Source organism: Flavobacterium tructae, from assembly GCF_001853485.1.
In the GTDB taxonomy this organism is placed as follows: Bacteria; Bacteroidota; Bacteroidia; order Flavobacteriales; family Flavobacteriaceae; genus Flavobacterium; species Flavobacterium tructae.
In genome coordinates, this window is the sequence record NZ_MIKE01000011.1 from 245,148 (window position 1) to 258,610 (window position 13,463).

Genomic DNA, 13,463 nt, shown 5'->3' on the forward strand with positions numbered 1-13,463 from the left:
TCAGCCAAACAAAAACCAAAATAATTTCTATTACCCTATCAAAATAGTATGATATGTTAAATTTCTGCTTCTAAAATCAAAAAAATGAAAAGTTTAATTTGCAAATCAAAATGGTTTTATACCTTTGCACGCGAATACAAGAGGAAAAATTTGAACTGATTGCAACCTCTTCATAATGAAACGGTTCGTTATGGGTACTGAAACATAGATTTCGGTAGTAAAAAATGCTAAAGCAGAAATTCTCCTTTAGCCCTTTTTAGCAATTATTTTTTCTCGCTTAATTTTAATTTAATACATTATTATGGCTTATTTATTTACGTCAGAATCTGTTAGTGAAGGGCATCCAGACAAAGTTGCAGATCAAATTTCGGATGCTTTAATTGATAACTTTTTGGCATTTGATGCTGACTCAAAAGTAGCTTGTGAAACGCTGGTTACTACTGGTCAGGTAATTTTAGCTGGTGAAGTAAAATCGAATACTTATCTTGATGTGCAGCAAATTGCTCGCGAAGTAATCCGTAAAATTGGATATACTAAAAGCGAATATATGTTTGAGGCTAATTCTTGTGGAATTCTTTCGGCAATTCATGAGCAATCAGCAGATATTAATCAAGGAGTTGACAGAGCTAAGCCGGAAGAGCAAGGTGCTGGAGACCAGGGAATGATGTTTGGTTATGCAACTAACGAAACTGAAAACTTCATGCCATTGGCACTTGATTTGTCTCATAAATTATTACAGGAGTTAGCTATCTTAAGACGTGAAAATAAGGAGATCACTTATTTACGTCCTGATGCAAAATCACAGGTAACTTTAGAGTACAGTGACGATAATAAACCAACTCGTATTGATGCAATTGTAATCTCAACTCAACACGATGATTTTGATGAAGAAGCGGCAATGCTTGCTAAAATCAAAAAAGATATTATCGAAATTTTGATTCCAAGAATCATTGCTAAAAATCCAGCTCACGCGCATTTATTCAATGATAAAATCAACTACCACATTAATCCAACTGGGAAATTCGTTATTGGAGGACCTCACGGAGATACTGGTTTAACAGGAAGAAAAATTATTGTGGATACTTACGGTGGAAAAGGCGCTCACGGTGGTGGTGCATTCTCAGGAAAAGATCCAAGTAAAGTAGACAGAAGTGCGGCTTATGCAACACGTCATATCGCTAAAAACTTAGTAGCAGCAGGTATTGCTGATGAGATTTTAGTACAGGTTTCTTACGCAATTGGAGTTGCTGAGCCAATGGGTATTTTTATTGATACTTACGGAACTTCTAAAGTAAACTTAACAAATGGTGAAATCGCTAAAAAAGTAGAAGCTATCTTTGATATGCGTCCTTACTTTATCGAGCAACGTTTGAAATTGAGAAACCCTATTTACAGTGAAACTGCTGCTTACGGACACATGGGACGTAAACCGGAAACTGTAACTAAAACTTTCTCTGCTCCGGGTGGAAACGAAAAAACAGTTACTGTTGAATTGTTTACTTGGGAAAAACTTGATTTTGTTGACCAGGTAAAAGCTGCTTTCGGATTATAGATCTTAGATTATTAGACTAGCTTGGATTTTTAGATTGTTAGATAATAACTTTTTATTCTTAAACATAAAAAAACCGGTTTCTAAAAAATAGAAACCGGTTTTTTTATTTTAATAACTGACGACCTGCATCATTCTACAAAATCAATATTTTAATTCACCGCAGATAACGCGGATTTAATATTTGAAAACTATCGAATTAGTTGACAATAAAAAAAGGCTTTCTGAAATTTCAGAAAGCCTTTTTTAAGTTCTTTTCTAGTTAAAAATCAAGAAAAAATCCGTTTTTATCCGCGTTTTCGCAATAGCGAATCCGCGTCATCCGCGTCTAAAATTCAACGCAAACCACTATTTCCTATCGTTCTAATTGTACGTTGGGTAATGTTTTCGGGCGACCTGCATCATTCGATAAAATCCAGCCTGTGCGATACATCCATTCGGTCATTTTGTGCAATTTTACAAAATCAATGTTTTCAGACTCATCCATTGGTGTATGATATTGACTGTGCAAAACACTGGTATAAAAAACAGATGGAATTCCTCTTCTTGCATAAGGCAAATGGTCGGAACGGAAATAAAAATACTCCGGATGTTCCGGTCTGTCCCAAAGTTTATCCAGATCAAATTTAGGGCCCTCGTCGTTTGCTTTTTTAGCAATTGCAACCAGATCAGATGAGTTTTCATGAGGAGAACTAGACCCCAAAAGCGCCGCCTGATTGACGTTGTTTCTTCCAATCATATCTCCGTTTAATACGGCAACAATATCTTTTTCAGGAACTGTAGTGTGCGAAGCATACCATCTTGAACCTAATAACCCTCTTTCTTCTGAACCATGAAACACAAATAAAGAAGTTCTTTTACCAGGCTGCTTTTTATAGGCTCTTGCAATCGCCAGCATGGCCACACAGGTACTGGCATTATCATCGGCTCCGTTGTAAATAGAGTCCTGTCCGTATTTTTGTCTTACACCATCATGATCCTGATGTCCGCTAAAAAGAACATATTCATTTTTCAGTTTAGGATCTGTTCCTTCAATTTTACCTACAACATTCACCGAAGGATATTTATAAGTTTCTGAAATCACTTCAGTTGATAAAAGATCTTTAGTGTTTTTTAGGTATTCTAACTGATCGTTATGAACCCAAAAAACTGGCATTGTAGCACCAATTTTATCCCGAAAACCTTCAATTCCGTAAATTCCTCTTGTCATTTGTGGTTCCACCTGAGACCAGCTTTGCTCTGCCAATTCATCAGCAACCATAATCAGAGCTGTTGCGCCCTTTTTTACCACAAGATCATAATATTTGTTTCGAACCAAACCCGGATAACGTCTGTCGAATAACGAAATATCATCTGCTATTCCTTCTTTGGAAGCTAATAACACAACTGCCTTTCCTTTGACATCCGCTTTTTCAATTGCTTCTTTTGTGGCTGCACCTAAATAAAGCAATGGTGCGTCTACTTTAATATTGGTCGTTTCTGCTACCAGAACATCTTTCCACAGTTTATATTCTTTTTGACCAATTTTAAATTTTGTATTGGGTGTTACCTGATGCCTGTACAAATCAAAAAACTGAAAATAAGTTCCATCATCACCTGCCGGAGTCATTCCGGCTTCTTTAGCTTTATTGGCGAGCCACATCGATACTTTTAATTCATCTAAAGTTCCAGCTTCACGACCGTTAAAATGATCACCGGCCATCTGGTACATATCGGTTTTTAAATCTTTATCTGTAATTGCTGAAACTAAAGGTTTCTTAACTGCCTGCGAAAAAACTACTCCTCCGTAAGCAATCAAAACGAGCATCATTTTATTTTTCATACGTTTAAATTTAGTATTCCAAACTTAGTGATTTAAAGAGAATAAAAAGCGGCTCAGGCTCTTAAACATTACCGAAATGCAAAATCGGCAAAATGGCAGTATTCTTTTTTTAGCATTACTATTTTTATTTGTTTATCTCTTACATTTTACCTTCCTTAGTACAAAATAACTGATAAAAAATGAGTAAACTCCCATCGTTACAGAACGTCCTGAACGCAACACTGAAAACCGTTATTCGGTTTCCTTTAGAAATACTAACCGCCATTCTAGGAACTGTCTTTGCTATAATTCTTAGCGAAGGAAATTACAACAGTCCCAACAAAGAATTCTATGAAAAAGCTTTAATGAGTTGCTCTTTGAGTCTCGTTTTATTTCTCTCTGTCAGTTTGTTTTTTTTGGCTTCGAAAAAAAGTAATCTCCTGCGTTTTGCCATTAGTATTGGCTTAGGAAGTCTTGTTTTTCTCTTTGTCAATACTTTTCACAAGTACACTACAGATGTCGAAATACAGCAGTTTATGGTTCTGAATATTGTGTTTCATTTATTAGTTTCATTTGCCGGTTTCCTGCCAAGAGCTTACAATCAGGATGAGTTTTGGGAATTCAACAAACAGCTTTTCCTGAGAATTTTAACGGCAGGTTTATATAGTATTGTGCTTTATTCCGGTCTGGCATTGGCTATTTTAGCGATTGACAAGCTTTTTAATATTGACTTTTACGATCGCATTTACATGCATGTCTTTTTTGTGATTGCCGGGATTTTTAATACCACTTTCTTTTTAAGCGGCGTTCCGGATACTAACAATAGTCAGACGCCTCTGGTTCTGAATTACCCGAAAGGACTTAAAAATTTCACTCAATTTGTGTTGCTGCCCTTAATCAGTCTTTATCTGGTGATTTTAATCTGTTATGAAGCAAAAATTCTGCTGACACTTTCACTGCCCGTTGGCTGGGTTTCCTATCTCGTTTTAGTGTTTGCTATTTTCGGAATCCTGTCTTTTTTATTGGTTCACCCTATTGCTTCCGAAACGGGAAATCTTTGGATGCGAACTTTTAACCGATGGTTTTACTTTTTATTAATTCCGTTATTAGTATTGCTTTTTTGGGCCATTTTGTACCGAATCAATCTGTATGGTTTTACACATGAACGCTATTATGTACTATTAATGTCGGTATGGTTATCCCTTGTTGTGGGGTATTTTCTCATTCAAAAGCATCCTAAAATAAAGTTCATTCCGATAAGTTTATGTCTCGCAGGCTTGTTTTCTATAGCAGGACCGCAAAGTGCTAATTCGATTTCAAAATACAGTCAGCTGGCCCGTTTTGAAAGTTATGTGCAAAATAAAACCGCTAAAAAACTGAGTTTCGAACAACAACAGGATTTAAGCAGTATTGTTTCATTTTTAGAGCGCAATTATGGGGTTGAAATTATGGTTCCGTATGCCAAAACCAAGCTGGAAGCACTGCTTAAAAAAGAGAAAGATCCAAGCGATTATGAAATCATGGAAGCTTTAGGCTATGAATACCAGTCAGCATACGCCCGGGAAGAAAAAGTCAATGATTCGTTTTACTTTTATTACCAACAAAACGAAGTACTGAACATTCACGGATATGACTTTTCGGTTGACCTTTCCAGTGACAATCCTTATGAATGTCATGATTGTGTAAAAATTGAGAATAAAAGCTATTCTCTTACCTCTACGGTAGAAGATTACGGATTAAATTTAGAGATTAACAAGGAAAGCATTCCATTAAAAATTACTGATTTTATTAATGCAAGTCCTGATTTCAGACGGGATCACGATTATGATAAAAAAGTAACTCAGGAGGTGCAAACTTCAAAATATAAAATTCTGATTACGTACCTCAGCGCGAATGGCAAAATTAAAGACAATAAGAAAACCGTAAATCGTTATATGATAAACGTACTTGTACAAATAAAAAAATAAAAAAACACCCCCGACAGTTCCTGAAAACTGTCGGGGGTATTACTTTACAAAACACTTCTATTTTAATATGTTCCGTTTTGCATTTTTGTTAATGTCTCTCTGATTTCAGCTGCTGTCTGCTCTTCGACTTCACTGTTCAGATATTTAGCAGCCAAAATTTGCGTCTCGATTGCTTTGTTTTTTTGTCCGTCTTTATAATACAACTGCGCCAGAGTATCCAAGTAATAAGGATTGTTCTTTGTAACGGCAAGGCTATACTCAGACCATCCTATTGCTGATTTTAAAAAATCAGTATTTCCAGGTTTTGATACTACTGTCCATGCTGCTGAATTACACAGGTTAGAATGGTATTCTTTAAACCAGTTCCAACCATTGAAACCATATTCCGAATCAGTCCCTAATGAACCAAACATCTGATCCAATCTTTCGATTACATTTCCTTTATCTCCCAGATTTGTATTAAAATAGGCATTGAATTCCTTCAAATAAGCTCCATTAGAGCCATCGTTTTCAGCTGTTTCTGCTAAATAAGCTAAATAATTCTGATAGGTCTCAAAGTTTCCTTTTCCGGCCGCAATTAATTTTTTGTAGATCGAGATTGTTTTGTCTTGGTTACCTGCAGCGGAAGCTTCATTTGCCGCAATATTCTTGTTTTGCTGTAAAGCGCTCGAAATTTCCTGGTTTAAACTTCCTATACTGTGTTTCTCTCCTTCTTTTTCATTGTATACTAAACGCTCCGCATCAATAGCATCATAATGTTTGATTAAATAATCGATCGAAAGAAAATCAGTATCGTTTAAAACTTTATCTACTTTTGAAATTTGTCTCGAGAATCCCTGATTTTTGATTTCTTTCAAAATTGTCTCTACCAAATACAGATTAGGTTTTGTATCTTTTTGATGCAGTTCAATTAATTTTTTCCACGCTTGTGTTGCCTCTTTTATGTCCAGCTTGGTACTGGCATACTTAAAATCTCCCTCATTAGGCTCATTGGTTTGAGCATACGTTACATCATAACCCCCAAAATCATAAGACACTACTGATTTTCGGAATGCGGAAATTAAATCTCCATCCGTTGCCTTTTTATTTTTTAACGCTTTACCAAGTGAAGAGAAAGTATCCACGCTTCTTAATTCTCTCGCAAAATCCGAATAAACATCAAAAAGTGCTTCTTTTTCCGATAATGTGGATTTTGCACTTGCTAAAACGTCCCCATCCTCATTCAAGACAATCAAACTTTTATCATCTGTAATTTTAATTGACTTCAGCCATTTTTTATCATTGGCATTGGCCAGATAAAAATTAAAAGAATCATTTTCTGCGTCATAAGCAGTAGCCATATGAACGCCCAAAAGGGATTCCTGTTTTTGAATAAAAGTATCAAAATCCTTTTTTGCAGAAGGGTTTTTAGTGTCAACTGCCACAACCAGGAATTTAGTTTTATCGGCTGCAGTTGCCGCAAGAGCACTTTTAAGATTGTCCTGAATTTTGAATTTAAAATCGTAAATTTCAGGAACATATGCAGAATCAACAACTGCAGTAGCGGCAGAATCAACTGTCATTTCAAAATCTGCGTCCACCACAGGATCTTTCCCCGGATAAGTCCAGTTAGGAATGTTCAGACTCTCCATAGGGGTAACTTTTACTTCTTTGGCTTCCGGCTTCTGTTCTTTTTCATTTACAAAAGTCAGCGGGTTCTTCCCTCCCTTATCTGAAATTCGGAGTTGATTGGTCTTTTTGTCCCAGAGACCGGAAATTTTTAAATCACCCTCAGTAAGCGAATTGTATTTAATAGTTACTTCAGCAACATCCTTTGGCAGTGCATACTTATAAAGTTTGGTTTCGGTATCATAACCTTCTAAAGCTAAATATAAAAAATCACATTTATCAATATCAAATGCTGTATCAAGATCTTTCCACTCCGGATCTGTTTCAATCTTGATATCAGAAAGTTTTTTATACTGAATTGCTTCACTTCCTTTTTGTGTTCCTACATAAAAGGGATAAAAAGAAGGATCTACAAACTTTATTTTAATTTTTTTTGCCTTTTTATCCGTTATAAAGGAAAGATCAAAACCTTCTTCAACACTCTTATTTTGAGAAAATAGTAATGAATCCCCCTTTACATTGTAATCACCGAAATACAATATAAATTCGTACTTACCATTCTCTAATAAATTTAATTTGACTTTTTGCCCTCGGTTTGTCGAAAAATAAGTTCCTTTTTCAACAGTTTTTGTTTGAGAAAAAGAAGAAAAAACGAAACAAAAAAACATTAAGAAACTACATGTAAAATTGCGCATGTCTAAAATTTTGGTTGTTAATATCGCGCGCAAAGATACCGTATTGTATTTGAAATCGAGTACTAAAAATATAACATTTGTACTTAAAATACTATAAATTATATTTCATTGAAAAGATGATGTAACGAGGCTGTACCGTGTATTGTGAAACTCTTGTGGAAAACTGTGAGAAGCTGTCATCATTGAGGTACTTTGTATTTAAGAGGTTCGTCGCTGCGATTTTATACTCCCATTTGCTGTCCTTTTTTTGATAAATTAAACTGGCACTTAAAAAATCATATTCGTTGTCCACTGTTTTGTCAGCGTTGTAATAATGGTAAAATTCATATTCCGAAACAAACGAGAAACTTTTCAGGAAGTAATAATCCAGTCTGGCAAAAGGCTTATCGGTATAAAACGTTGAACCGCTGTATTTATTAATTAATGCATTGTATCCAAATTCTATATTTGGAAAGTTTTTATAATTTGTTGAAGCTCTAACAGTATAACTTTGACTAAAACTCTCCGTTGTTGCCAGAATATTGTTCTGAATATTATTGAATTTTGACCAATTGAAAGTTGCATTGGCAGAAGCTTTATAATTTTTCAGGAAAGAACGTCCGTAATTCCCCATTCCGGTAAAAGTTTCATCGGCCAGGTTCGAGTTATAAGGTGATGAAGACTGGTTTATCCCTTCAAAATTTGCTTTTGTTTTGATGGCATCTACTTTTTTAGTGTAAGTCGCATTGGCAAAAATATTCTCGAAATTGAACATATTGTATTTGAAATAACGCAAAGAGTGTACCTGCGATGTTGCATTCTCCAGATAACGGTTACCTCTGAACAAACTGCTGTAATCGGACAAAACGTAGCCCGAAGCCAACTGATTGATATCGGTGAAATCGTTAGATAAAGAGAAATTATAGGTAAGCGTTTCTGATTTTTTGATTTGATACAAGGCAAAAAAATCAGGCAGTACTTTCATAAAGTTTTGCGAATAATTGGTTCCTGATTGTGTGTTTTTCATGTTGTAAGTATGCACACTGACTCCAGGGGTCAATGTAAATTTACCTGCCAGTATTTTATAGTGAAATCCCAGAAATGCATCATTAAAATTGTACTGTACCTGATTGTTATTCGTGGGATCATTCAGATCATTTTTAGTTCCATTGTCCAAAATCTGAAAAATATGAGAATTAAAATCCTGATACGAAAATGTATTTCCCAGCGTAATATTGATGTTGCTTTTTGGCGTCACCATATAATAGTAATCCAATTTAGCATCGACTTTATTGGTTTTTACGAACCGCTCCTGGTTCAGGTCATTTCTGTTTTGTCCGGAAGTATAACCGGCCAGATCAAAGGGCTGTGTGCGTAAATTGGCATTGTAAAACGGATTTTCATCCTGATACAAATGCTGCATTTCGAAAGCAAAGATGTTTTTGTCGCTCTGGGTGTAATACAAACTCAAATCCTGATTTACCGAAGTTGGATCCTGTCTTTTATTGGTTAAAATGGTTTCCAAAGCCGAAATGTTACTCACAACCGATTCGCGCAACAAATTACCATCTTCATTTTGTTTGGATAATTTGGTTAAGATATCGTAATCAAACTGAAATTTTTCGTTGGGTTTATAACTCGAACTGAGCTTAAAAAGTCCCAAATTATTTTTTTGATGCGTTAATTCGTCCCTTTTTTGTTCGTTTCCGGAATCTAAAATAGTTGTTTTCGATTTGGTTTCGAGATCAGTTTTCGAAGTAGATAATATCCCAAAACCGCTGATGTTCCACTTTTTTGTAATGGTATAAGCAAAGTTTGTTGCCCCAAATTTCGTTTCAATTTCTTTAGCGCGATTGTTTCTCAAAATCGAAATTCCCAAATCATTAGACGAAACATTAAAGTTGCTTCCTCCTTTTTTCATCATGTTTTTAAATCCTCCTGTGAACTTAAAATAATCCTGTGCCGTAAGTGGCAACTCCCCAATATTATTAAAATTGGTAATCAGATTAATACTGTATTCCGGACTGTAGTAAAACAATTTCGGGTTGATGATATAACGGCTGTCAAGTTCTGCAACGCCAATTCCGGCGGTCACATCGCCAAACCAAAAGTTCTTTTTACCTTCCTTAAGTTTGATATTCATCGCCACATTGTCCTGATCGTTTTCCAGACCTTTTAGTGCTTTGACTTCATTGTAATTTCTCAGAACCTGAATTTTATCAATGGCATCCGCCGGAATATTTTTAACCCCAAGTTTCGTGTCCCCATCAAAAAAGTCTTTTCCTTCGACCATTAATTTACTGACTTTTTTGCCTTCAACTTCAATCTCTCCATCGGCATTTACCTCAACACCCGGCAGTTTTTTCAATACATCTTCCAGCTTTTTTTCGGTTCCAGATTTAAAAGAATCGGCATTGTAAACGATAGTATCTCCTTTAATCGACACCGGCATTTCACGAACAATCTCAACACCTTCTAATTCAATTCCGGCATCGTCCATAACAATATTCTGTGCGATGTTAGCCGTTTGAGTTGAAATCGTAATTTCTTTTGATTTCATCCCGAGGTAACTTATTTTGATGGAATAGGAAGTGTTAGGCTTCAATGTTAGCTGAAACTTCCCTTTGTCATTGGTAATTCCGTACGAATCCATAGCTTTTGTAGCGGTGTTAACCGCCATCACATTGGCCATTTCCAATGGATTCTTTTTTTCGTCCTGAATAAAACCATCAAAACGTACGGTTTGGGCAACACAAAGAGACGTCATTAATAAAATAACGAAGACAAGTATATTTTTCATTGGAAAAAAACTAAAGGTGATGTGCTATAAATTAACGTCTTATCAATACCGGGCCGCCGCCAGGACCGCCTTCGCGACCGCGGTTCATTTCTCTCAATTCTTCCATTTTCTTAATGACCGTTTCGTCATAGTCCTTCTGCGAAATCACTTTCCCTTTTTTGGAAGGTTTGATTTCAATTTTATCTTTTGCATTCAATACTATTTTAGAACATAGAATAGTGGTTCTTCCATCATTTACTTCAAGTATTAAACCCGGTAATCCCCAATAATTCTCAGGTCCCTGATTTACCGGAATCTCCGGCGAATACCAGGCAGTTATAATAATCTCTTTGGGCATTTCGAAATTATCTGCAAAATTGGTCTTCGTTTCTCCGGAAGTCTTCCCGCTATCGTCTTTTTTCTCCTCTTTGTTTTTAGGTCTGAGATTCCTAAAATCTGTTTTGCTGGCTTCTTTTACTGCTGTGGCTTTGTAGCAGGTGTATCCTCCAATTTGTTTCGTTTCAGATTCCATTTTCCAGTTTAGCTTCGGCAGGGAATCTATTACCAGAAATTCTTTACCCATAAATTCCTTATCTACCGTGTAGGTTTTGGCTTTGACATCTTTGTAAAAAGTTCCGCCGCCACCCATAAACGAATTGACCATCACGCGCATCCCCCCTCCTTGTTGCCCTGGAGTTTCTAATTTTTCTTCTTCCTTATAAATAGAAGCCGATTTATCAAAATTCAAAACAAATGTTTTCTCAAGCATTTTCTTCATTCGCTCTTCCATGTTCTTTTGCATTTCGGGTGTAATTTCACGATTCGCACGTATTTCTCCCATTTTTGGAGCCTGTGTTTTTGATTCGTAAACGGCCATTCCCTGAAAATCTTTCTGAGCCTGCATCTGTGTGATTACAAGCATCAACGACATATAATAGATTGCTTTTTTCATTGTGTTAGCTTTAAAAGTGAATTTGGTCTAATAAACTTATACTCAAATGTATTGTTTATTTTAAAATACAGAAAATTAAATAGATCAACTCCCTTAAGATATAGACAAAATCAATTATTTATCAGACCATTACAATTTCGAAAGTGGTAAAATCTAAATATCAGCGTTTTGCACCATTTCTACTGTAGTTTTTTGTAATTTGGCTCTTAGAAACGTAAACATTATGAACAGAGCGACACATCCTTTTCTTTTATCCTTTCTTTTTGTGATCTGTTCTTTCCCGACTGTGTTTTCGCAAAACCTAAAAATAAAAGCGGTCCAAGTCTCTCAGTTTGCTAATAAAGTCGACCAATTTTTAGGCTATGATTCGTTTGGATATTACTATCAAATTAAAAATAATGTCTTCTCCAAAATCAAAGAAAAAGAGATTTTCGAATATAAAAATGTTTCTCTCGGAACGATCACGAAAGTCGATTTACAGAATCCGCTTAAAATAGTTTTGTTTTACGAAGACTTCAATACGGTGGTTTTACTCGACAATCAGCTGAATAAAATTACTGAAATTAATTTTTCGTTTAACAACACTCCAATTATCGTTTCGGCAATTGGAATGTCAGCGCAAAATCAATTGTGGATTTACAATTCTTTAAATCAACAAATTGGTCTTTTTGATTATCTGAATAATGAATATAAAACGGTTTCTACACCATTAACAGAACCTATAAAATATTACCTGACCGATTTCAATACTTTTTATTGGATTGACAAAAAAAACAATTGGTTCTCGTGTACCATTTTCGGAAAAATAACGGCTTTGGGCAAAATCCCCGATTATGACGCTGTCGAAATTATGAACCATCATCAATATCTTTTCAGCAAGGCTAATTTGTTGTATTTTAAAGACATTACAAGTCCGGACTCCAATGCATTTTCTGAAATTGAGATTTTAGAAAAATCCTTCGACAAATTCTATTACAAAGACCAAATTTTATCTATTTTTACAGCTAAAGAAATCACAAATTATAAAATCGTAACACCGTAATGCACATAGCGATAGCAGGAAATATAGGAGCCGGAAAAACTACTTTAACTAAATTGTTGGCGAAACATTTTAAATGGGAGCCTCATTACGAAGATGTAGTTGACAATCCGTATTTAGATGATTTTTACCATCAAATGGAGCGTTGGTCGTTCAATCTTCAGATTTACTTTCTAAACAGTCGTTTCCGTCAGATATTACAAATTCGCGAAAGCGGAAAGAAAATTATTCAGGACAGAACCATTTATGAAGATGCCCATATATTTGCTCCCAACCTGTATTCTATGGGATTGATGACAAGTCGTGACTTCGAAAATTACACTTCTCTTTTTGAATTAATGGAGTCATTAGTAAAAGCTCCTGATTTGTTAATTTATCTGAGAAGCTCTATCCCAAATCTGGTAGGACAGATTCACAAACGCGGACGTGATTACGAAAATTCTATTTCAATTGATTATTTAAGCCGTCTGAACGAAAGATATGAAGCTTGGATACAAACATACACTAAAGGGAAATTATTGATTATTGATGTTGACAATATTAATTTCGTAGATAATCCGGAAGACTTAGGAAACATCATTAACAGAATTGATGCTGAGCTAAACGGATTGTTTTAAAAACACGAATTTCACAAATTTACACCAATGAAAATGCCTCTAAATGTTTAGAGGCATTTTTTGTTATTTAAAGTTTTAATATTTTTTTATTTGTAAATAATAACCTACTTTTATTTCGTTTCTTAAAAAACATTTCCCGAATTGGGAAAAAACACTTATCTTTGCCTAATCAATTATGAGAATAATAGCCAAAAGAACCTTGCAAAATTTTTGGGAATGTTTCCCAAATGCAAAACAACAGTTGTTATCATGGTATCAAATCTTTGATAAAAATAATTTTGATAATTCAAATGCTATAAAAGCAATCTTCGGTTCTGCAGATTTTGTTGGCCATAATAAAGTCGTTTTTAATATTTGTGGAAATCATTATCGCTTAATTGTAAAAATTAATTATGAAACTCAAATTGTCTACATTCTATTTGTGGGTACCCACACTGATTATGACAAACTTGACGATATTAAAAACTTATAAGTAAT

The 13,463-nt window shown here is 35.1% G+C and carries 9 protein-coding genes; 5 read left to right on the forward strand and 4 right to left on the reverse strand.

Features of this window, described 5'->3' with window-relative positions; all coding sequences use genetic code 11:
• Positions 1-301: 301 nt before the first annotated feature.
• Complete coding sequence (metK, locus tag BHE19_RS03045; RefSeq protein WP_070905889.1) at positions 302-1,552, forward strand: methionine adenosyltransferase; 1,251 nt, start codon at positions 302-304, stop codon at positions 1,550-1,552.
• A gap of 352 nt (positions 1,553-1,904) precedes the next feature.
• Here metK and BHE19_RS03050 read toward each other — a convergent pair whose 3' ends face one another.
• Positions 1,905-3,371 carry a M28 family metallopeptidase gene (locus BHE19_RS03050; RefSeq protein WP_070905890.1) on the reverse strand — a complete coding sequence of 489 codons (1,467 nt, stop codon included), beginning with the start codon at positions 3,369-3,371 and terminating at the stop codon, positions 1,905-1,907.
• Positions 3,372-3,550: 179 nt separating this feature from the next.
• Here BHE19_RS03050 and BHE19_RS03055 point away from each other — a divergent pair, with 179 nt between their 5' ends.
• The gene (locus BHE19_RS03055; protein WP_070905891.1) at positions 3,551-5,317 is read left to right on the forward strand and encodes a DUF4153 domain-containing protein; all 1,767 of its coding nucleotides are present in this window, start codon (positions 3,551-3,553) and stop codon (positions 5,315-5,317) included.
• A 62-nt stretch (positions 5,318-5,379) separates the two neighbouring features.
• Here BHE19_RS03055 and BHE19_RS03060 read toward each other — a convergent pair whose 3' ends face one another.
• The 3 genes from BHE19_RS03060 to BHE19_RS03070 all read right to left on the reverse strand — a co-directional run bounded on the left by BHE19_RS03060 (position 5,380) and on the right by BHE19_RS03070 (position 11,330).
• Positions 5,380-7,620: a hypothetical protein gene (locus BHE19_RS03060; protein ID WP_070905892.1), complete on the reverse strand. Its 2,241-nt coding sequence runs from the start codon at positions 7,618-7,620 to the stop codon at positions 5,380-5,382.
• A gap of 91 nt (positions 7,621-7,711) precedes the next feature.
• Positions 7,712-10,399 carry a carboxypeptidase-like regulatory domain-containing protein gene (locus tag BHE19_RS03065; RefSeq protein ID WP_070905893.1) on the reverse strand — a complete coding sequence of 896 codons (2,688 nt, stop codon included), beginning with the start codon at positions 10,397-10,399 and terminating at the stop codon, positions 7,712-7,714.
• Positions 10,400-10,430: 31 nt separating this feature from the next.
• Positions 10,431-11,330 (reverse strand): GLPGLI family protein, encoded by a 900-nt coding sequence (locus BHE19_RS03070; protein ID WP_070905894.1) that lies wholly within the window; start codon positions 11,328-11,330, stop codon positions 10,431-10,433.
• A 223-nt stretch (positions 11,331-11,553) separates the two neighbouring features.
• Here BHE19_RS03070 and BHE19_RS03075 point away from each other — a divergent pair, with 223 nt between their 5' ends.
• From BHE19_RS03075 to BHE19_RS03085, 3 genes are all read left to right on the forward strand, one after another.
• Positions 11,554-12,372, forward strand: a complete 819-nt coding sequence (locus BHE19_RS03075) for a hypothetical protein (RefSeq protein ID WP_070905895.1) — start codon at positions 11,554-11,556, stop codon at positions 12,370-12,372.
• Positions 12,372-12,986 carry a deoxynucleoside kinase gene (locus BHE19_RS03080; RefSeq protein ID WP_017498354.1) on the forward strand — a complete coding sequence of 205 codons (615 nt, stop codon included), beginning with the start codon at positions 12,372-12,374 and terminating at the stop codon, positions 12,984-12,986. Before BHE19_RS03075 ends, BHE19_RS03080 begins: the two co-directional genes overlap by 1 nt.
• A 175-nt stretch (positions 12,987-13,161) precedes the next feature.
• A complete protein-coding gene (locus tag BHE19_RS03085) occupies positions 13,162-13,458 on the forward strand; it encodes a type II toxin-antitoxin system HigB family toxin (RefSeq protein WP_070905896.1) in 297 nt (98 codons plus the stop codon).
• Positions 13,459-13,463: the final 5 nt, after the last annotated feature.

Coding starts and splice junctions, on each gene's coding strand:
- metK (WP_070905889.1), top strand. CDS start 302: ATGGCTTATTTATTTACGTCAGAATCTGTTAGTGAAGGGCATCCAGAC.
- BHE19_RS03050 (WP_070905890.1), bottom strand. CDS start 3,371: ATGAAAAATAAAATGATGCTCGTTTTGATTGCTTACGGAGGAGTAGTT.
- BHE19_RS03055 (WP_070905891.1), top strand. CDS start 3,551: ATGAGTAAACTCCCATCGTTACAGAACGTCCTGAACGCAACACTGAAA.
- BHE19_RS03060 (WP_070905892.1), bottom strand. CDS start 7,620: ATGCGCAATTTTACATGTAGTTTCTTAATGTTTTTTTGTTTCGTTTTT.
- BHE19_RS03065 (WP_070905893.1), bottom strand. CDS start 10,399: ATGAAAAATATACTTGTCTTCGTTATTTTATTAATGACGTCTCTTTGT.
- BHE19_RS03070 (WP_070905894.1), bottom strand. CDS start 11,330: ATGAAAAAAGCAATCTATTATATGTCGTTGATGCTTGTAATCACACAG.
- BHE19_RS03075 (WP_070905895.1), top strand. CDS start 11,554: ATGAACAGAGCGACACATCCTTTTCTTTTATCCTTTCTTTTTGTGATC.
- BHE19_RS03080 (WP_017498354.1), top strand. CDS start 12,372: ATGCACATAGCGATAGCAGGAAATATAGGAGCCGGAAAAACTACTTTA.
- BHE19_RS03085 (WP_070905896.1), top strand. CDS start 13,162: ATGAGAATAATAGCCAAAAGAACCTTGCAAAATTTTTGGGAATGTTTC.